This is a genomic window from Arthrobacter sp. MMS24-S77 (genome assembly GCF_054888235.1).
This window is the reverse complement of the sequence record NZ_JBTZRN010000001.1, coordinates 114,486-133,883: the sequence shown is the minus strand read 5'-3', so window position 1 is coordinate 133,883 and position 19,398 is coordinate 114,486. Positions and strand designations below refer to the sequence as shown.

Below are 19,398 nucleotides of genomic sequence, written 5' to 3'. Positions count from 1 at the left end.
CTCGATCCCGGTGCGCGGCTGGCTACTGCCTTGTGACGACCTGCCCAGCCTTGATGACCGTCCGTGTGCGACTTTCGTCCCAGAGCACCGACGGATCGTCGACGGGGTCTCCGTCCAGGATGACCAGGTCTCCACAGGCTCCTTCGGCTATACGGCCCAGGTCATCGCGACGCAACAGGGCTGCGTTGGTCGATGTTGCCGAGCGGAGCGCATCGTAGACACCCAGTGCTTCGCATTGCAGGCGCAGCCCGGCCAGTTGCTCATCCTCCAACTCCCCCATGAGGTCCGTACCAAATCCAATCCGGACTCCCGCGTCGCGGGCCAGCTCGACGGCGTTCCGGCCGGCATTCAGCACTTCCCGGTTCTTGGCCGCCCCCACCTCCGTGAGACCGACTTCTTCGCCGCGCCGGGCCATCGCGTCGTAGGTCGCCAAAGTCGGTACCAGAAAGACCTCGTTGTCAGCCATCAAGCGGGCAGTTTCGGCGTCCAACAGATTGCCGTGCTCAATACAGCGCACCCCGTTGAGCACCGAATGACGGATCGCCTCGGGCGAGTAGGCGTGGGCCGTGGCATAGCTGCCCCGGCGGGATGCCTCCTCCGTTACCGCACGGATTTCGGCCGAGCTGTACTGCGGAACCCTGATGGGGTCGACGGGCGAAATGACCCCGCCGGACGTCATGAGCTTGATGGCCGTGGCCCCGGTGCGGAAGCGGTTGCGCACGGCCCGCAGCAGCTCATCCGCGCCGTCCACCACTTCGCACATGTGCCCGCCATGGAAGCAACCGCCGTCGTCCGCGGCCCGGATGTCACCGTGGCCACCTGTCTGGCTCAGCGCCGGTCCGGTAAAAAAGTACCTCGGACCTGCGTATAAGCCTTCGTCGATGGCATTGGCAAGGCCTATGTCTCCCCCGGCGACGTCACGGACGCTCGTGAAGCCCCGGTTCAAGGCCGCCTCAAGTCGCCGGGCCCCTGCGAGCGCAGAGTAGCTCAATGGCCCCGTTTCGTTCTTGGCGGCAGTCAAGCTGAGTGCGTAGGCATGGAAATGCGCATCGATGAGCCCGGGAATCACGGTACGGCCGTCGGCGTCAACAATTTTTCCGGCCTCTTCCACGTCTCGCCCCACTTCCGTGATCCGGCCTTCGCGGACTGTGATGGAGCCTTCGAGCAGGTTCCGGGTCTCGCCATCGAAGATGAGGGCGTTCCGGATTGTCAGTGTTCCCGGCTGCCTAGTGGTCACGTGTGGAGGTTCCTTTCTGCTTGTTCGAACAGCGGGACAGAGCGCTGGGCGATGTCCACGGCCGCATCCACCGATGTCTTCCCATAGCTACCCTCTGGGGCAAGGAAGTTCATGGATCCGATGGTCTCACCGTTGCTTACCACTGGAACGTTGACGATGGCACCGCAACCCAGCGACTCAATGGTTGCGGAGTCGAAGAAGAATGCCCGGACTGCTTCCTTGTCGGCCCCAAGGAACGGCTGCTGGCCCTTGAGGACCTGCTCAAGCCACACGGGGTTGGTGTCCCCGTCCAGGGTCTTCCTTCCTCCGACGGGATAGACCCCTGGGTGGCTCGTATAGATGCGCGCCATGCTGGTGCCTGCGTCGGCGACGACGGAAGCGGTGAACAGGATGACGCCGGGCGTTTCCTGTGCGGCGGCATAGACATCGTCAAAGTTGTCGAACTGGGAACTCATGGGAGTCCTTTCTGGTTTAAGCCGGGATTGGCGGAACTCGTCTTGCTGTGGATTGAGCGGCGAAGTGTGCTGAGGATGAGGTGGACGGACAAAAGCTTGGCTGGGATGTCGAGGGGGACGCCCAATTCGCGGGCACGGTTGAGCCGGGCCTGCAGGGTGTTCCGATGCAGGTCAAGGGAGCTTGCTGCGAGGCTGACGGAGCCGTGGTGGTCGAGGAAGGCCCCCGCAGCCGCAATGACGAGGTCTCTGTCCGGGCTGGCCATGAGCAGGGGCAGCGTCAGTTCGGCCACGAGCAGGACCGAGTCCTCATCGACGAACGTCGCGGCCGCCGCAACGTCAAGGTTGGCAAAGCCTGCCACCGTGCCGGGTCCCGTCGAGAGCGCGGATTCGGCGGCCAAACGGGATTCACGGACGATATTCGGCAGTGCCGCGGGTTCCTCGCGCCAGCGGGAGAGTCCTGCCCCCAGACCCAGTTCCCCCAAAGACTTCCCGAGACGGACCCTGATCCGCGCTTCGAGCTGATCCGCGGCCTCCTGGTATCCGGCGGGAACAAGGGCGAGCCAGCCACCGTGGACTTCGGCCAGGGGGCTGCGGACTGTGACTTTCCGCCAGAGCAGCCGCAGCACCGCTGTAAGCTCCGGACGATGAGCTTCCAACGACGCCCTGCGGATCCACACCGCCACATATTGTTCCTCCCCACGCCAGCCCAGCTGAAAGAGCAAGTGCCGGTGACGTTCCAGGAACGTGGTCCAGGAGGAGTCGGGGTCGTGGTTCAAGCTGACCAAGGCCGCCGTGGGTACTGCTCGCGCGGTGTCGAGGACATCTCCCAACAGCCACGCAGCGTTTACCGACGGCGTGGCCACCTCGAGGATCGACCGGACGAGCTGCAGGTTGTGGACTCCGGATCTTGGCACCCGCGCGGTGAGCCTGGATGGGATGGAAGTATTCGACCCGCGAACATCCACCGTGATGATTTCGACTGCCTCCCGGGTGGGCGTTCCCGCGGACGCCAGGCTCACGCCGTCGTACTCCAGCAAGATTTCAATACCGTCCAGCTCCCTGGAGATGGTCCTCAGGACAGCTCCCAAGGTAGTGTCCTTCGCGACCGCTCGGGCAAACCGCGCCAGCTCAGCGTCCACCACAGAAAGGGCGGCGCCGATTTCAGCGGCGAGTGCGAGGGCGATGCCCGACGTGTCGCCCTCGGCGGCCAGCAAGGTGATACCCAACCGCTCGGCGAGGCCGATCACCGCGCTGGAGTAGGTACTTCCAGCGACGACGACGGCGCTGGCCTTCCGCTCCCAGGCGTGCCGCAGGGCTGCGGACACCAGCCAGCCGCCGGAGCCCATCTCCGCTGACAGGACGATGACGGTGTTGGGCCGCACCCGCTGGATGGCATCGAGTTGCGAGACAAGAACGACGCCGTCGATTGCCGCGCTGGTCGGGGTGAGATACAGCGGGGTGGTGCCGCGGAGGGAGCCGTGCGCCAGGAGCCCGGCGACATCCAGATGGTTCTCGCTTTTCGATCTACGCATGTTGCCGCCTTGGGTGCCCGATCGGAATACCAAAGGCCTTTGGTTCAGCAAGATCAAGGCCCGCCTCCGAGTACCATTGCGCCGCAGCCGTGATCTTCAGGACGTCAATGACATCGCCAACCCGCACATCGTCGATGTTGACCACCGTGCCGTGCTCGGAGTTGAGCAGCGAGACGATGTCCGGGACGGCTGCTGCGACGGCACCGTCGACGAGGACCAGCAAGATTTCGTTCTGGATCTCCAAGCGGATGATCTGCCCGGATCGTTCGTCCACGAGCGTCACGCTGGACGGCAGCGCCGGAAGGCCTAGGTCCGAAGGGCGCGATAGGCCTTCGACGTGGCTCACCCGGGCCCGGGCAATCCGGGTGGCACCCAGAAATTCAGCGAGCTGCTGGAACTTGCGTTCAACCGAGGTTTCAGCGTCGAGAATCTCCCCGATTCGGATCATCCGGCTGATGGAGCCGTGGACTCCGTGCTCGCGCATTTGGCCCGCTGAGCACGGATACATGGCTGTAGCGGCCCACCCACCCATCTCCGTGACGAGTGCCCGCACCAGGGTTTCGGCCCGCTGCGGGTTCTCGGCCTCCACCACAGCCCGTTCGCCGGTAACTCCCATGAGGGCGATCGGACTGATGGGGACGTGTCCGATGTTCAACGTTGTTTGGCTGATCAAGGGAAAAACACGGCCCATGGGGTCGGAATCAATCACCGGCAGCGAGGACTGCAGCCCGACCATGAGGGGAACAATTCCGTTGATGTTGGCGGCGGCGAGCGAATAGATCGCCCGCACCTGCTGGCCGAGGTTGGCCTCGATGGCACGGATGCATCCAATGAACTCATCGCCTACCGGAGGCATATCCGCGATGAGGAGGCCCTGAGTGACCATTCCGATTGCAACCACGAGGTCATCGGGGGCCAGCTCGTCAATGGAGATGAGTTCCAACGCACGGTTTTCCATGGCCTTTTCGATCATCTCCGCGTAAACGTAGATGGCCGTCGGGTCGATGGTGCAGGCCAGGAAGTGGGCGCCGGTTCGCAGGTGCCGGACATCCTCCACAGTCAGTAGGGCGCTCATCGGATGACACCCTCTTCCGCCCCGAAAGGTGCCCGTACTTGAATTTCGGCGGGATCTTCAATCGTGTCCCCGGAGACTTCACCAGCCGCTTGGACCCTGATCCGAACGATACCGGGGTTGCCATAGGGCATGGCATAGACGTTCGATTCAATGATCCGCGTGAGCCCGGGGCTCGCCCCCAACTGAACGGCTGCCGACTCGGCATCTTCTTCCGCGCGCCGCTGCACCAACTGGAGGTCCGCCGGCCCGCTAACTGTCTCCAACCTGTCGATCCAGGCGGTCAGGGGCGCGACGGCGGACCCCACCTGCGCGGCGTCGTGCGCAGTTGCCAGCGTGGGAACCAGCCCGAACGGGAGCGGGGTGTCCTGCCCGCTTCGGAGGTCGGCAATCACCGAGGGGACCGCAGGGCGGACCGGATGGTCGGCCGTGTACGGTTCGACGACGGCGGCGTTGCTGGCGAGGCTCGCCTCGTACCCTTGGCGGATGACGCTTCGCGTGGCAGGGAGGCCCCCACGGATTTGGCCCACAGTGACCCCAGAGTCCGCGCAGATGACGACCTCCCCATCCGGGGCGCCGGCCAAGGTAGCCGCGCCGAGGAGCTGCATAGCGGGTTCGGGGCGCAACCCGTGAATCGGAATAACTGCCAGCCGCGCAAGCGGCGCGCGGCCGCCGTCGTTCTTGGCGAACCACATCGTGGCGGAGGGAAAATGCCGCCGCCCCGACGCTTCCAGTATCGCGGCCAGGTCCTCCCCTGTTTCCATAAGGGCGCTGTTCAGGATGGCTGTGTAGTCACGGTCGCGGAAAACACTGGAATAGAAGTCGCTGGAGATGCTGATACGCATTTCGCTGTCATTGGACAAGATGGCATCGGCAATGCGCGTTTCGTGATCCTTCGACGCTGTCGACCCGACGGAGGTGATTGCAATGTTTCGTACCTCTCCGGAGAGGATGTCCGGAAGTTCGGCCAGGAAAGCCTCCAACCCCAGCGGAGCGAGGGGGCGTCCCCGCAGGTCGTGGCCTCCGCCGACGTGGACGGTCCGGGCCACCACTGGTTCTATGAGTGCCGGCAGCCCAGTGACGTGGAACGCGTCCGCAGGCGGGCGGGGCGAAATCCGGATCGCGATCACCGAGGCCAGTTTCCGTGCTGCGAGGACGCGTCCGGCGTCGGAGGTAATGTCCGTTACTTTCGTCACTTCCGAACCGAGCTCGTGACGAAGCTCTTCGAAGGCGGTGTCGACTGCCTCCGCAACCGTGCGGCATCGCACCGCAGCCGCGGCGGCCACCACGCTGTGCCCGTCCAGCACCAAGGTCCGGCAGCTTGTTCCCTGCAATCGCAGCCCTATGCGCATTGTTCGGCCTCCTGTTCAGCGTTTTGCCGCTCCCTCAACAGGTCATGACCATGTTCCATGTATATAGAGTCCTCCAAGAGGGCCTATCTGGCGCGTTTACGGAAGAACAATCCGTCCGCGGCGACCGCAAGCAGAATGAGGACGCCGGTGACAACCTGCTGGTAGGTGGTGTCCCAGTGGAGCAGGTTGAAGCCGTTGCCAATGACGGTCAGGATCATTACTCCGACGAAGGCCCGCCACATAGCGCCGTGTCCGCCGAGAATGCTGGTGCCTCCGATGACCACGGCGGCAATGGCCGTGAGTTCGACGCCGATGGCCATGGCTGGCTGGGCTGAGCCTGCGCGCGAAGCAAGAATCATGCCGGCCATCGCGGAGCACAGGCCACTGATGGCAAAGACGGCGACGTGGATGGAACCGGTGCGGATACCGCTGAGGCGTGCCGCTTCCTTATTGCCGCCAACGGCGTAAATCCTGCGTCCAAACGTAGTGCGCCAGAGCACGATGCCTAGGACGATCGTCATGGCAACCATGAGCACGGAGCCTGCAGTGAGGCCGAAGAGGCTGGGCCAGGTCCACGTCTGGAAGGCGGCAAGTTGCTCGGGCAGCGGCGCGACGATAGCTCCGCCCGTGATCACGATGGCCAGGCCGCGATAAATGATGCTCACCGCCAGCGTGCCTATGAAGGAATTCACCTTCGTCTTAACCACGATCAGGCCGGTGACGGTTCCCAGGGCGGCCCCCACCAACAATGCGCCGACGAATCCCGCGATCACCCCTAAGTGCTGGGTGATCATCACTCCGGCGATGGCGGAAACAGCCAAGTTTGCGGTGGAGGAGAGATCGAAGACACCGCTGACGATACACAGTGTTGCGGCAGCGGCCAACAGTCCCACGATGGCAGCTTGGTCGAACAAGTTAATGAAGTTTCGGCCCGTCAGGAACGTTCCGGTATTGAGGGTCAATAACAGCATGATGGCGATCAGTCCGAAGACGATCCCGAAATCCTTGACATTGAGCTTGAATTTCTTCTCGGCCGGCTCGGACTTGGCAACGGTAACTGTGGTCATTTGATTCACCTATTTCAGAAATGCGGAAGTCATGACTTCATCGCGGGAGGCGTTCCGGTCGAATTCAGCAACGATGCGGCCCTGCCTCATGACATGGATACGGTGGGACAGGCCGATGACTTCCTCGAGTTCGGAGCTGACAACGACAACAGCCGTGCCCTTTGCTGCGAGGTCGGCGATCATTCCGTGGATGCGCGCCTTGGCCGCGATGTCGACACCACGCGTGGGTTCGTCCACCAGTAGCACCGCCGGAGGATTGAGCAGCCACTTGGCGAAGAGCGCCTTCTGCTGGTTTCCTCCGGACAAATCGGCAATCAGCGAGCCGCGGCGGGCGCCCCGCAGGTCGACGGAACGGCTGATCTCGGATACGGCTGCCTTTTCCCGGGCTACCCTGACGAAACCGCCCAGTGATCGGCCCGACAAGGTGGAAAGGGCGATGTTTTCGTCCACCGGCCGGGACATGACCAGGCCCTGTTCTTTCCGCGACTCGGGGACGAGGGCCATTCCGGCTTTGATGGCTTCCCGGATGGAGTTGGCACGGAGGCGTCGGCCGTTGATCTGGACATGTCCACCGGTGGTTCGATCAGCACCGAACATGGCGAGCAGGGTCTCGCTGCGGCCACTGCCCACCAGGCCGGCGATACCCAGGATTTCGCCTTGGCGGACCGTAAAGGAGACGTCTTGCACTTTTGAGCTGCTCAGTCCCGCCACCTGGACTACCGTTTTTGCTTCCGGAGGCACCGGCCGAACCTCCGGGATGAGGAAATCGACTTCCCTGCCGACCATCAAGCCGACGAGCGACTCCGGCGTGTGCCCCGAGGCGTCTTCAGTGGTGATGTGCTGTCCGTCACGGAGGATGGTCACGCGGTCCACTAAACCCAGGACTTCCTCCAGATAGTGCGATACGAGGATGACGGTGGTGCCCAAACGCGCGAGGCTCCTGATCACCTTCAACAGCTTTGCTTTCTCGGCCTCGTTCAGGACCGCCGTCGGCTCGTCCATGCACAGCACCTTGGCGCCACGGGCGAGGGCTTTCAGGATTTCGACCTGCTGCTGCTGACCGATGGGGAGGTCCCCTGCCATCGCCCGGGGGTCAAGCTCAAAGCCGGTCTCGGCCAGGAGGCGGTCCAAGTGATCGGCGTCCCGCCGCGAACGGAGCAGGCTTCCAGTGTTGGCCCATCGGCCCAGGAAGACGTTCTCCAGCACTGAAAGGCCAGGAATGAGTGCCAGCTCTTGGGAAATAAGGGATATTCCTTGTGCGATGGCGTCCCGGGGCTCGGTGATCTTCACCTCCCGGTCGTCAAGCTTGACGACGCCGAAATCTGCCGCGATGGCGCCGCCGAGGATCTTCAGCAGCGTGCTCTTGCCAGCACCGTTTTCCCCCATGATGCCGTGGATTTCCCCCGGAGCCACCGACAACGTGATATCGCGGAGCACAGTGCTGGCACCGTACCGCTTTCCGATTCCGGAGACGGTGATTTCCGGAGCGGCACTCCGATTGACTCGCTCTGGTGTATCCAACTGTTGTATAGCCATTTTGACCTCGGGAGATGGAATGGAAGTTTTGGCCGGTCCTGCCGGGACCTCAGCCCCGGCAGGACAGGACCACGAGGGGGGATAAGTCGGCTAGTCCGAGTACTTCGAGACGTAGTTCACGGCGTCCAAGGCTTCCTTCGTACCCTTGGCCTTGTTGGGGGAAAGGCTGGCCTCGTCCACTGCCATTTCCACCTGCTGGCCGCGGGCCTTGGCAAGGCCGAGTTCCGTGGCCTTGGCGCCGTTCGCCACCACGTCGCTGACGTAGATGGAGAACCATTTACCGGATCGGACGGCCTCGACATTCGAGGTGGATGCGCCGTTGCCAATGAACTTGATGTTGCTATTGCCAGCCGCGGCGGCCGCACCCGTGATCGCCTGGGATGCGCCGATGACGACATCGACGTCCGGGTTGGCCTGGGAAACGTTCTGGAACGCCTGCCGGCCGCTGTCCTGGGTGTATCCGCCTTCGACACTGGCCACCAGCTTGATCTTCGGATCAGTGGCCAGCTCAGCTTTCACTGCTTCGGTCCGGGCGTTATCCAGCGGCAGGGACTTGAATCCCTCGAGGTAGGCCACCTTGCAGGTGTCTTTGGAGACTTTGGCGCAGGCATCCTTGCCCATTTGGCCGAGCATCTTGCCGTTGCTGGTGGGAAGGTCAACGATGCTGATTGCACCCGGGACCTGGGGCTGGATAGTGTCGAACTTCGGGCCGATAACGGAGAACTCGACCACCACCGTGATGCCAGCTTGGACGGCCTGCTGCAGTGGCGCGATAAGGGCCTGGTTGTCGTTCGCCTGGACAACGATCACCTCGAACTGTTTTGAGGTGACGGCGTCCTGGATCTGCTGGACCTGGGTCTGGGCGTTGAAGTTGGGGTCTACGAACGTGGCGGTGGCGTTGTTGGCCTTGGCCGCCTGCTGGACGCCGAGGAAGGTTCCTTGGGCGAAGCCGTTGGACTTGGCGAAGCCGAAGAATCCGACGTTGAGGGGTGTGCCGGCGTCCGCCGTCGAAGCTGGCCCTGCGGCCGCTTGCGTGGGTGGGCTGCAGGCCGACGTCAGCAGGGCAAGCCCGATGAGGGCGGCGGCTGCCGCTGATCGCTTGATGTTTTTCATTGGGGTGTCTTTCTGTGGGCGGGGCTTAGTATCCGTAGTGGGTCTTGGCGAAGGCCTCGGTGATGAAGCCGTTGACGATGTCGTAGGTGATCTCTTCCCGCGAGCGTTGGGCAACATCTCCGAAGCCGCCACCCCCGCCGACGGCGAGTCGGACGACGTCGCCGGCCTTGACCTTCCGGGCGTTGGCTTTCAAGGTGCGGACCTCGTCATTTCGTCCGGGGTTGAAGACAACCTCGGGGCCCTGGGCATCCGAGCCCCCGAAGAGTCCCCAAGCCGGGGTCTTCGACCTTTCGAACCAGAGCCCTACGACGCAGTCGGCTAGGAACTCGTATTCGCGCACTACACCGTTTCCGCCGCGCCACTGGCCGGGGCCGCCCGAGTTGGGACGGATGGAGTACTCGTTGATCCGGAACGGGTAGCGTGTCTCCATCATTTCGATGGGCAGGTCCTTGAGGGAGCCGTTCACGTTGTTGATCATGGCGGACTCTCCGTCCGTCCCCTGCCAGGCCCCCCAACCGCCTAGCGTGGCCTCCATGGTCACGAAGTTCCGGCCGAAGCGCGGATCGAAGCCGGCGGCGGTGATGATCATCGAATCGCCGTGGCTGGCGCTGGCAACCCGCTCGGGCATGGCCGGCGCCATGGCCTTGGAAACAAGATCGATCAGCAGCCCGAGATGGGAGAAGTACCACTGGCATGGAGCCGGGGCAACCGCGCCAAGGACTGAACCTGAACGCACCTGGGTGGTCAAGGGCCGGAAAGATCCGCCGTTGGAGTTGGAGTCCGGGCTGACGAGGAGCTTGTACCCCACGCGGAGCGCCGAGACGGCCTGGGCAGCACCGCAGTTGACGGGACCCATGGTCTGGTCAGCCGATCCTGTAACGTCGAAATCAACGGTGTCGCCGGAGACCGTGATCTTCAGCTTGATCGGAATCGGGGTGTCCAGGTTGATACCGTCGTTGTCCAGGAAGCCTTCGGCTTCGTAAACGCCGTCGGGGATGTTGCGGACGGTCTCGCGCTCGATCTCCTCTGTCTGGCGGAAGATCTCATCCCGGGCAGCATCCAGCTGGTCCATCCCGTAGCGGCCCACCAGCTCCTTCATCCGGGTGGTCCCCATCCGGAGGGCGGCGATCATTGCGTGCATGTCGCCGATGGTCTGGTACGGGAAGCGAACATTGGTGCGGATCAGGTCCACGACGGACGTCTCAATGCCCGCCTCGACAAGCTTGACCGGCCCCATCCGGAAGCCCTCCTGGAAGATGTCCGTGGCATCCATGGAACCGCCGACATCCTTGGATCCCATGTCCATCCAGTGCGCGCGGGTAGCTGCGAAGCCAACCACCGCACCCTCGTCGAAGATCGGCGCAAAAATTGTCACATCGTTCAGGTGGGTCCCGCCAAGGTAGGAATCGTTGAGGATCCAGATGTCCCCTTCCTGCCAGACCGCGCGGCCATACATCTCCTCCACCGCGATGGAACAGGTTTCCAGATTGCCCAGGAACAGCGGCAGGCCGGCAGACTGTCCGAGCACGCGGTGTTCGGTGTCTAGGAGGGCCACGACGCAGTCCCCGCCCTCGTAGAGGATCGGTGAGTAAGCGGAACGGATCAGTGTGGCGTTCATGTCATCCGCGGCGCTCGTGAGCGCATTGCGGATGATCTCCACGGTGACCGGATCCAGGGTTTTGACTGCTGCAATTGTCATTCTTGGTACCTCAGTTTCCTTCGACGTCTTGGGTGCGGATGACCAGGGATCCGAATTCATCGACGATGACGTCGAAGCCCGGGGGCACCACGGTTGTGGCGGTCTGCTCCACGATGATGGCGGGGCCTTCGAATGCATGGCCGGCTTCAAGTTCGTCGCGCCGGACCACGATGGTCTCGTGTTCGATCTGCTCAAAGACCACCGGGCGGATTTCATGCTTGAACTCGGCGCTCTGGGCGGTGGGGAAGCGTGGTGCATCAAGGCGGCCCAACTCGCCGACGGCCTGCGTCCGAAGCGCGACGATTTCGATAGGCGCTCCGAGGTTGGAGTGGCCGTAACGTTCGTGGTACATCGAGGAGAAACGAGTGGCCAGCTTGGCAAGAAAGTCGGCGGACTCTGGTTCGTCCGCGGAGGCCAGGGGAACGTTCAGGGAGAATTCCTGCGATTGGTAGCGCACATCTACTGACGCATTGGTGAGGCGGCTGTCCTCCGGAACACCCTCGGAGACCAGGGAACCCAGGCCTTCGATTTCCATGGACCGCAGCACGCCGGCCATATGGGCAACGTCGATGTCCTCGTCAAGGTAGAAGTAGGGCTCGGAGAAATCCTTGCGGATGTTGGTCTGCAGCATGCCCCAGGCGGAGAAAGCGCCCGGGAAGCGGGGAACAACCGTTTCCGGGATGCCCAGTTCCTTGGCCAGGAAGACGGCGTGCATGGGGCCTGCGCCGCCGAAAGCCACGAGGGCGAAGTCGCGGGGTTCGATGCCCCGGGAGATCGTGATGGTCCGGATCGCCTGGGCCATCTGAGAGTTGGCCACGTCGCAGATACCTTCGGCCATGGCAATGGGGTCCAGTCCTAGCTGGTCACCTACGGTCTTCAGGGCGGTGACCGCGGCTTCGCGATCAAGGGCAACCTGTCCGCCCGCGAACCAGTCCGGGTCCACGCGGCCAAGCACCAGGTTGGCATCAGTGACAGTGGGTTCCGTGCCTCCCCGTCCGTAGCAGGCCGGTCCGGGCGTGGCTCCCGCGGAACGCGGCCCGACCCGGAGGCCACCGGCTTCGAGCCAGGCGACCGAGCCACCGCCAGCGCCCACGGTGTGGATGTTGACCACGCTCATGAGCATTGGAAGGCCTTCGAGGTGCGCCTCGGTGGAGACGTCGGGCTTGCCGTCGACTACCAATGAGACATCGAAGGACGTTCCGCCCATGTCGACGCCGATTAGGTTGCGGTTTCCCGAAACGCCGGCCAGTTCGACGTCGCCCATGGCGCCGCCGACCGGGCCCGAGAGCAGCGTCTGGAGCGGGCGCTTCCGTGCGGACTCAGCGGTTAGCACCCCGCCGGAAGACTGCATGATGTGCAGCGGGGCTTCCACGCCGCGGTCCCCGAGCTTCTTTTCGAGGTCCAGGAGGTAGTTGCGGACCACCGGTCCGGTGTAGGCCTCGACGACGGCGGATGAGGTGCGCTCATATTCGCGCCACTCCTTCGCGGCCTCGTGGGAAAGTGAAACGGTGAAATCTTCGCCTAGTTCTTCGAGCAGGATTTCCCTGGCCCGAAGCTCGTGAGCGGGGTTCTTGTAGCTGAACAGGAATGCGACGGCGACTGCGCCATAACCTTCGGCAACTGCCCGACGGCCTGCCTGACGGACAGCAACTTCGTCCAAAGGCCTGATCTCGAGGCCCTGCCCATCCAGGCGTCCCCCAACACCGATGACATCCTTGCGCTCAAGCAGCGGGGAAGGCTTGCGGTACTGGGCGTTGTAGAGCTCAAGGCGCGGTCCGCGGGCAATGTGATAAGTGTCTTCGACACCGGCGGTGGCCAGCAGCAGCACCGGTACGCCGCGGCGCTCCAGGAAGGCATTCAATCCCTGCGTGGTGCCGTGAACCAGGAACTCGATGTCGGACAAGTTGTCGACAATGGATTCGAGGCCGGCGATGACACCCGCGCTCAGATTCCCCGGCGTAGTGGATGCTTTCGTGGCCGCGTAGGTTCCGGCGTGCTGGTCATACGCGACAATGTCGGTAAACGTTCCACCGATGTCCATAGACACCCTGTAGTTCGGCATGTATGTCTCCTGATTGTTCTGAAGAGGAACTTTGTGTGTGAGACATCACGCTACGGACCCGGCTTTTCCGGACGTGGGCAAACTGCACGTTGCGGCAGACATTCCGAGGGCGGAATGCATAACGCTCGTCGCAAACGGGATATCGCCCCAGCTCAGAGGCACAATTCTGAGAGGCACTTCGAGCCTAAGAGAAAACACCCTCAATCTCTTGACGTGATCGTGAGCACAACCAAGCCTGGCTCCGCCGCCCCTCACCCCGGGCGTAGACTCTGTTTCGCGAGCTTCAGGACGCCGAGCAGGCTAAGGAGAAGGACATGACAGGCAATTTCATTGCGAGTTCATCCATCGCGATCCAGGCAAGCGCCGATCGCGTGTGGTCCGTGCTCACAAACCCCGAAGCCATCAAGGAGTTCATGTTCGGAACCGATGTTGTCACTGACTGGACAGTCGGCGGACCCATCGTTTGGCGCGGCATCTGGAAGGGCAAGGCGTATGAAGACAAGGGGGTCATCCTCGAATTCGAGCCCGGGAGGCGGCTGGTGAACACCCATTTCAGTCCACTGTCCGGCCAAGATGACGCTCCGGAGAACTACCACACGCTGACGTGGACTTTGGAGCCCGAAGGCGGTGCTACCAAGCTGACCCTGACCCAAGACAACAACGCCAGCCCGGATGAAGCCGCACATTCAAAGGGCATGTGGGACAGCCTCGTGGAGAGCGTCAAAAATATCGCGGAGCGCAGTTAGCGGAGTCGCTTAAGGCTCGAAGTGCAAGACTGGCGTTTTGCTCGTCAAGGATTTGAGAAGCGATTCCGCGACATCCCTCAGTTTCTGGTTCCTTCCGTTTGAGGCCTTGGTCAAAATCCTGAAGGCCTCTTCCTGGCTGCACCTGTTCTGGCCCATGATGACGCCGGTTGCCAGATCGATTGCCGTCCGGGAACGCATGGCCTGCTCAAGGTCTTCTGCGCGTTGTTGCCTGGCACCGATCCGAACCGCCAGCCGCAAGGCCTTTTCTGCTTGGCTGGCGAATTGTTCGCAGCTGCGAATGGAGGCCTCATCAAATGCATTGCGCTGCCGGGCAAACAGGTTGATCGCCGCCGTCGCACCCTCTTCCAGGCCCAACGGGACACAGAGGACGGCCATGTGCCCACGCTCCGCGATGGTGGTGCAGTATTCAGGCCACTGCGAGTCCGCGGACGTGTCCGGAACCAGGACGGATTTCCCGGTCCTCATGGCCTCCAAGCACGGTCCATCTCCGTAAGCTTGCTGCACCTCGTCAATGAGGCGGGCTTCGTGGCTGCTTCCGGCGACCGTGATCGAACGGCGTCGTCGGCTCAGCGTGACCCCGCACAGGACTTCCTGGCCCCGTGCAGCAGACACTGACGACGCAGTGAACTCCGCAAGGTCTTCGAGGAAGCCACTGACATCCTCACTGTCGATGACCAAATCCTGGAGCTGTCCCACTACCGAGCCATCCAGGCTCATATCGTCCATGGCTCAGTCTACGAGCAGCAGGGTCGCAACGGAGGAAAAAGGGCGTCCCAATCCGGCGTCCACCACTTGGACAGACTCTCCGCCGGGGTTGCGCACCGGGGATGTGGAGTGCACAATTCTTCTACAGTCCGCGCAGACCACCGGACAAAAGGCCGGGTCTTCGGCCTGTTTCGCTCAAGCAGCCGGGCGCCATTTCATTCAACATGAAGGTGCTGCCCCATGAGCAAATACCTGATACCGGCGCGGAGCTAGTCGATGTCGACCCTCTCCCAATCCCCGGTACCTCACGAACCTCATCAGTCCGGCGTCCTTCCTCTGTGGTGTAGCGCTTGTGGCACAGACGCGCACCTGATCGTCGAATCCATCCAGGCCCAGACTCCGCGGTCTTCCCAGCAGCTCGCCGTGTTCTACACGTGCATGTCATGCGGGTTTTCCTACAGCCACCCAGCCACTGTCCAGCAGGCGGGGGCCATCCTGAATCGTCGGGGGATACAGGATGGCCTCCTGGAGTTCGAAATACCTACTTAACCGCATTGCAGCATTACCCGAAGGAAGCATGATGAAGCTCGAAAGTACCCAGAATCGACACCCCGAAGACGACCCCCAGCAAGAATCCAGCCAGTTGGACGAACAACGAAGCAAGCATCGAAAGGAAACGGACTCCTCTCCGCAGCTCCGCTTGCCGGATCCGCCCGACCCTGACAACCTCCCCGTCGACTACCCCGGCCCCAGCGAGATCGAGTGGCCGTAGGGGCACGCACCTCAACCATTCCCACACACCCCCAAATCTTTGTTTATGTTGTTTTCTGTTGACAGACCAACACGAACAAAGATAGAGTCAAGCAATTCCACATCATGTGATGACTGTCACTGGTGTACTTACAGCTTGTACGCAATGGAGGGTATGTGTTTGCCGAAGAGCGCCAACAGCTGATCTCCGAGCTCGTCGCTGAGCGCGGACGGGTCAGCGTCACGGACCTCGCGGACCGATTCAGCATCACCACGGAGACCGTCCGCCGCGACCTCGCTGCCCTCGAATCCGCCGGAAACCTCCGCCGCGTGCACGGCGGGGCTGTCCCCTCAGACCGCCTCAGCACCCGCGAGGAAAGCGTTGTTGAGCGCGCCATCCAGCGTCAACCGGAAAAGCTTCGTATCGCCGAGGCCGCCCTAGCGCTCATCCCCGAGAACGCGGCCGGCAGCATCCTGATCGACGCCGGCTCCACCACGGAGGCCCTGGCCCGCCTGCTGGGCCAACGCGCAGCCCAGCACACGGCGTCCGCCAACGGGAAACCCCGCGAAGAACTGGTTGTGATCACCCACGCCATCCCCATCGCCGGACGGCTCTCCGGCAACCCGAACATCTCCCTCCAGATCCTGGGCGGCCGGGTCCGCGGCCTCACGCAGGCTGCAGTCGGGCAGTCCACGGTCGAAGCCGCCTCCCGGCTCCGGCCGGACATCGCCTTCGTCGGGGCCAACGGTATCCACGCCACGTTCGGACTCAGCACCCCTGACCCCGAAGAAGCCGCCGTCAAGGCCGCCTTCGTCACGTCCGCACGGCGCGTCGTCGTCCTCGCGGATTCCTCCAAGCTGGACGCCGAAACGCTCGTCCAGTTCGCTGCCCTGAAAGATGTGGACACCGTGATTACTGACCACGAACCCTCCGAAGAGCTCTCCGCCGCATTGGCCGAGGCCGGCGTCGACGTGGTGATCGCATGATCGTCACCCTGACCGCCAACCCCAGCCTTGACCGCACCGTGGAGCTCCCGGCCCCCTTGGCCCGCGGCGAGGTGCAACGCGCCGTCGCCGTCCACCAGCACTCCGGCGGCAAGGGCGTCAATGTCTCCCGGGCGCTGGTCGCCTCGGGCCTGGACACCGTCGCCGTCCTGCCGGGCGGGGACTCCGATCCCGTCCTCGCGGGACTGCTCGACGACGGCGTCCCCTACGCAGCGCTTCCCATCAGTGAGCCGCTGCGCAGCAACGTGACGCTCACCGAACCGGACGGCGTCACCACAAAGATCAACGAACCCGGCCCGAAGTTGAGCCTGGACGAGCAGGAAGCCCTGATCGGGCTGCTGCTGGACCGCTCCCGTGGCGCGAGCTGGGTGGTACTGGCCGGATCGCTCCCACCAGGAGTTCCGGCTGATTTTTACGCCACGGTCGCCCGCCGGCTCCGTTCCACGCACGACGGCGACGCCCCCTTGATAGCAATTGATTCCTCCGGAGCCCCGCTGGCGGCCGCCATCAGTGGCGATTCCACCAGCGCCATCAACGGCAAGCCCGATCTCCTGAAGCCCAACGCAGAAGAACTGGCCGAACTGGCCGCCGCAGCTGGCTTCACAGACGTCCACACGGCTGACGAACTGGAAGCGGACCCCGGCCTTGCCGCCAGGGCTGCCGCCGCCGTCGTCGGCAGCGGTGTGGGTGCAGTACTCGCAACACTCGGTTCCAAGGGCGCCGTCCTGGTAACCGCCGACGGCGCGTGGCTCGCCACGCATCCGCCGATCCAAGCCGTCAGCACAGTTGGTGCCGGCGATTCTTCCCTTGCTGGCTACTTGCTGGCCGCCACTCGCGGCGGTTCCGCGCAGGACTGCCTCCGTCAGGCTGTGGCACACGGTGCCGCCGCTGCTTCGCTGCCGGGCTCCACTGTCCCGGCGGTCCACCAAACAACTCCCGACGCCGTAACTATCACGGCCCTCTAGAAGGACTAACAGTGACCCAGCTCATCACCCCCCAACTGGTCTCCCTTGACCAGAACCTCGGCGATTCTCCCGCCGATGTCATCCGCTTCCTGGCGGGCAAAGTTGCCGCAGCCGGACGCGCCTCCGAGGTTGAAGGGCTCTTCGCCGACGCCTTCGCCCGCGAGCAGAAGACTGCCACGGGCGTGCCCGGCGGCATCGCTATCCCGCACTGCCGCTCCGTCGCCGTGACCGAGCCCGCCTTGGCGATGGCCCGCCTCTCCCAGAAGGTGGACTTCGGCGCCAAGGATGGCCCTGCCGACATCATCTTCTTCATCGCAGCCCCTGAAGGAGCAGACCAGGAGCACCTGAAGTTGCTCTCCAAACTGGCCCGCTCCCTCATCAAAAAGGACTTCACGGCAGCCCTCCGTGCGGCCGTCACCGAGCAGGACATCGTGGACCTGGTTGACGGCGCACTGGCCGACAAGCCAGCTGCGCACGCAGCGGGGTCCGCTGCCGAACCTGCTGCAGAGGCTGCGCCGGCTTCGGCCCGCGCCGCTTCCGCCATGTCGCCGAAGCGCATCGTCGCCGTCACGGCCTGCCCCACCGGCATCGCCCACACCTACATGGCGGCCGACTCCCTCGTGGCTGCGGGCAAGGAAGCCGGCGTGGACCTGCAGGTGGAGACGCAGGGCTCGGGTGGATTCACCGCCTTGGACCCGGCTGTCATTGCCGCTGCCGATGCCGTGATCTTCGCGGTAGACGTCGACGTCCGTGGTAAGGAGCGCTTTGCCGGCAAGCCCGTCATCAACGCGCCTGTTAAGCGCGGCATCGACGAGCCGGCCAAGATGGTCCAGGAAGCCATCGCCGCCGCGTCCGATCCCCACGCCCACCGCGTCCCGCACTTCGGCGCGGAAGAAAACGCCGAACATGCATCCGAAGCTGCCAGCGAACACCTCGGCACCAAGGTCAAGAAGGTCCTGCTGACGGGCGTCAGCTACATGATCCCGTTCGTCGCCGGTGGCGGCCTGCTCATTGCCTTGGGCTTCCTGCTGGGCGGTTACGAAATCGCCGGAGTGGCTGACAAGATCCTCGGCGCGAACACCCTCGTGAATCTGCCCACTGACTACCCTGCGCATGCTTGGGGTCCGCTGGGCGCCTTCATCGGGGCCGTGTTCTTCAAGATCGGTGCTTTGTCCCTTGGCTTCCTCGTCCCTGCCTTGGCGGGCTACATCGCCTTCGGCATCGCTGACAGGCCCGGCATCGCTCCCGGCTTCGTGGCCGGTGCTGTGGCCGGTTTCATGGGCGCCGGCTTCCTGGGCGGCCTGGTAGGCGGTCTGCTGGCCGGCCTCACGGCACACTGGATCGGCACGTTCTCCGTTCCACGCTGGTTGCGTGGCCTCATGCCCGTGGTCATCATCCCGCTGGTCGCCTCAATCGTTGCCTCCGGCCTGATGTTCCTCTTCCTCGGCGGCCCGATCGCCGGAATCACCAAGGGCCTCAACACGTGGCTGACCGGCATGACCGGCACGTCGGCGATCGTTCTCGGTATCATCCTGGGCCTCATGATGTGCTTCGACCTCGGTGGTCCGGTCAACAAGGTTGCCTACTCCTTCGCCGTCGCCGGCCTTGGCGCGGGAAGCCTCGCCAACCCCGCTCCGCTGCAGATTATGGCTGCCGTCATGGCCGCAGGCATGGTTCCGCCGCTGGCGATGGCACTCGCCACCACCTTGAACCGCAAGGGTTTCAGCCTGGCTGAGCGCGAGAACGGCAAGGCGGCCTGGCTGCTGGGTGCTTCGTTCATCTCCGAGGGCGCCATCCCATTCGCAGCTGCCGACCCGCTCCGAGTGATCCCCGCAAGCATGGTGGGCGGCGCAGTTACCGGTGCGCTGAGCATGGCCTTCGGGGTCACCTCCCAGGCACCCCACGGTGGCATCTTCGTCTTCTTCGCTATCGGCAACGTGTTCATGTTCATCGCATCGATCGCGGTCGGCGTCGTGGTCACGGCCCTCGTCCTGCTCGCGCTCAAGCGCTGGGCAGTCCGGAAGCCCGTTGCGGCAGAGCCCGTTCCGGTCGTTGCCGCAGCCTGACGTCACCGTTAGCAA

At 63.5% G+C, this 19,398-nt stretch carries 16 protein-coding genes; 5 read left to right on the top strand and 11 right to left on the bottom strand.

Going from position 1 to position 19,398, the window contains the following annotated elements; genetic code table 11:
- Positions 1-22: 22 nt before the first annotated feature.
- From ACX5I4_RS00640 to ACX5I4_RS00595, 10 genes are all read right to left on the bottom strand, one after another.
- Positions 23-1,237 (bottom strand): metal-dependent hydrolase family protein, encoded by a 1,215-nt coding sequence (locus tag ACX5I4_RS00640; protein ID WP_461834947.1) that lies wholly within the window; start codon positions 1,235-1,237, stop codon positions 23-25.
- The gene (locus ACX5I4_RS00635) at positions 1,234-1,692 is read right to left on the bottom strand and encodes a GAF domain-containing protein (RefSeq protein WP_461834946.1); all 459 of its coding nucleotides are present in this window, start codon (positions 1,690-1,692) and stop codon (positions 1,234-1,236) included. The genes ACX5I4_RS00640 and ACX5I4_RS00635 overlap by 4 nt, the downstream gene beginning before the upstream one ends.
- The gene (locus ACX5I4_RS00630) at positions 1,689-3,224 is read right to left on the bottom strand and encodes a helix-turn-helix domain-containing protein (RefSeq protein WP_461834945.1); all 1,536 of its coding nucleotides are present in this window, start codon (positions 3,222-3,224) and stop codon (positions 1,689-1,691) included. Before ACX5I4_RS00630 ends, ACX5I4_RS00635 begins: the two co-directional genes overlap by 4 nt.
- On the bottom strand, positions 3,217-4,299 hold the full coding sequence (locus ACX5I4_RS00625) for a DUF917 domain-containing protein (RefSeq protein ID WP_461834944.1): 1,083 nt from the start codon (positions 4,297-4,299) through the stop codon (positions 3,217-3,219). The genes ACX5I4_RS00630 and ACX5I4_RS00625 overlap by 8 nt, the downstream gene beginning before the upstream one ends.
- Positions 4,296-5,648 carry a hydantoinase/oxoprolinase N-terminal domain-containing protein gene (locus ACX5I4_RS00620; RefSeq protein WP_461834943.1) on the bottom strand — a complete coding sequence of 451 codons (1,353 nt, stop codon included), beginning with the start codon at positions 5,646-5,648 and terminating at the stop codon, positions 4,296-4,298. Before ACX5I4_RS00620 ends, ACX5I4_RS00625 begins: the two co-directional genes overlap by 4 nt.
- Before the next feature lie 83 nt (positions 5,649-5,731).
- Positions 5,732-6,715, bottom strand: a complete 984-nt coding sequence (locus tag ACX5I4_RS00615) for an ABC transporter permease (RefSeq protein ID WP_461834942.1) — start codon at positions 6,713-6,715, stop codon at positions 5,732-5,734.
- 9 nt (positions 6,716-6,724) lie between these two features.
- Complete coding sequence (locus ACX5I4_RS00610; RefSeq protein WP_461834941.1) at positions 6,725-8,251, bottom strand: sugar ABC transporter ATP-binding protein; 1,527 nt, start codon at positions 8,249-8,251, stop codon at positions 6,725-6,727.
- A gap of 90 nt (positions 8,252-8,341) precedes the next feature.
- Positions 8,342-9,364, bottom strand: a complete 1,023-nt coding sequence (locus tag ACX5I4_RS00605) for a sugar ABC transporter substrate-binding protein (RefSeq protein ID WP_461834940.1) — start codon at positions 9,362-9,364, stop codon at positions 8,342-8,344.
- 25 nt (positions 9,365-9,389) lie between these two features.
- Entirely contained in the window at positions 9,390-11,063 is a 1,674-nt protein-coding gene (locus ACX5I4_RS00600; RefSeq protein WP_461834939.1) for a hydantoinase B/oxoprolinase family protein, read from the bottom strand.
- A gap of 10 nt (positions 11,064-11,073) precedes the next feature.
- Entirely contained in the window at positions 11,074-13,125 is a 2,052-nt protein-coding gene (locus ACX5I4_RS00595) for a hydantoinase/oxoprolinase family protein (protein ID WP_461834938.1), read from the bottom strand.
- Between the two features lie 314 nt (positions 13,126-13,439).
- On the opposite strand from ACX5I4_RS00595, the gene ACX5I4_RS00590 reads away from it, so the two are divergent.
- A complete protein-coding gene (locus tag ACX5I4_RS00590; protein WP_461834937.1) occupies positions 13,440-13,871 on the top strand; it encodes an SRPBCC domain-containing protein in 432 nt (143 codons plus the stop codon).
- Between the two features lie 9 nt (positions 13,872-13,880).
- On the opposite strand, the gene ACX5I4_RS00585 is transcribed toward ACX5I4_RS00590, so the two are convergent.
- A complete protein-coding gene (locus ACX5I4_RS00585) occupies positions 13,881-14,618 on the bottom strand; it encodes an ANTAR domain-containing protein (RefSeq protein WP_461834936.1) in 738 nt (245 codons plus the stop codon).
- A 556-nt stretch (positions 14,619-15,174) separates the two neighbouring features.
- Between ACX5I4_RS00585 and ACX5I4_RS00580 the strand changes: the two genes are divergently transcribed.
- The 4 genes from ACX5I4_RS00580 (at position 15,175) to ACX5I4_RS00565 (ending at position 19,383) form a co-directional block, all read left to right on the top strand.
- Positions 15,175-15,369, top strand: coding sequence for a hypothetical protein (locus tag ACX5I4_RS00580; RefSeq protein ID WP_461834935.1), 195 nt, complete (start codon positions 15,175-15,177; stop codon positions 15,367-15,369).
- A 155-nt stretch (positions 15,370-15,524) separates the two neighbouring features.
- Positions 15,525-16,334: a DeoR/GlpR family DNA-binding transcription regulator gene (locus ACX5I4_RS00575; RefSeq protein WP_461834934.1), complete on the top strand. Its 810-nt coding sequence runs from the start codon at positions 15,525-15,527 to the stop codon at positions 16,332-16,334.
- A complete protein-coding gene (locus ACX5I4_RS00570) occupies positions 16,331-17,317 on the top strand; it encodes a 1-phosphofructokinase family hexose kinase (protein WP_461834933.1) in 987 nt (328 codons plus the stop codon). The genes ACX5I4_RS00575 and ACX5I4_RS00570 overlap by 4 nt, the downstream gene beginning before the upstream one ends.
- Positions 17,318-17,328: 11 nt before the next feature.
- Positions 17,329-19,383, top strand: coding sequence for a PTS fructose transporter subunit IIABC (locus tag ACX5I4_RS00565; protein ID WP_461834932.1), 2,055 nt, complete (start codon positions 17,329-17,331; stop codon positions 19,381-19,383).
- The last annotated feature ends 15 nt before the right edge of the window (positions 19,384-19,398 follow it).

Excerpts from the sequence above, each read along its gene's own strand:
- ACX5I4_RS00630 (WP_461834945.1), bottom strand. The coding sequence starts at position 3,224 with ATGCGTAGATCGAAAAGCGAGAACCATCTGGATGTCGCCGGGCTCCTG.
- ACX5I4_RS00620 (WP_461834943.1), bottom strand. The coding sequence starts at position 5,648 with ATGCGCATAGGGCTGCGATTGCAGGGAACAAGCTGCCGGACCTTGGTG.
- ACX5I4_RS00605 (WP_461834940.1), bottom strand. The coding sequence starts at position 9,364 with ATGAAAAACATCAAGCGATCAGCGGCAGCCGCCGCCCTCATCGGGCTT.
- ACX5I4_RS00600 (WP_461834939.1), bottom strand. The coding sequence starts at position 11,063 with ATGACAATTGCAGCAGTCAAAACCCTGGATCCGGTCACCGTGGAGATC.
- ACX5I4_RS00595 (WP_461834938.1), bottom strand. The coding sequence starts at position 13,125 with ATGCCGAACTACAGGGTGTCTATGGACATCGGTGGAACGTTTACCGAC.
- ACX5I4_RS00570 (WP_461834933.1), top strand. The coding sequence starts at position 16,331 with ATGATCGTCACCCTGACCGCCAACCCCAGCCTTGACCGCACCGTGGAG.
- ACX5I4_RS00625 (WP_461834944.1), bottom strand. The coding sequence starts at position 4,299 with ATGAGCGCCCTACTGACTGTGGAGGATGTCCGGCACCTGCGAACCGGC.
- ACX5I4_RS00590 (WP_461834937.1), top strand. The coding sequence starts at position 13,440 with ATGACAGGCAATTTCATTGCGAGTTCATCCATCGCGATCCAGGCAAGC.
- ACX5I4_RS00635 (WP_461834946.1), bottom strand. The coding sequence starts at position 1,692 with ATGAGTTCCCAGTTCGACAACTTTGACGATGTCTATGCCGCCGCACAG.
- ACX5I4_RS00585 (WP_461834936.1), bottom strand. The coding sequence starts at position 14,618 with ATGGACGATATGAGCCTGGATGGCTCGGTAGTGGGACAGCTCCAGGAT.
- ACX5I4_RS00615 (WP_461834942.1), bottom strand. The coding sequence starts at position 6,715 with ATGACCACAGTTACCGTTGCCAAGTCCGAGCCGGCCGAGAAGAAATTC.
- ACX5I4_RS00580 (WP_461834935.1), top strand. The coding sequence starts at position 15,175 with ATGATGAAGCTCGAAAGTACCCAGAATCGACACCCCGAAGACGACCCC.
- ACX5I4_RS00610 (WP_461834941.1), bottom strand. The coding sequence starts at position 8,251 with ATGGCTATACAACAGTTGGATACACCAGAGCGAGTCAATCGGAGTGCC.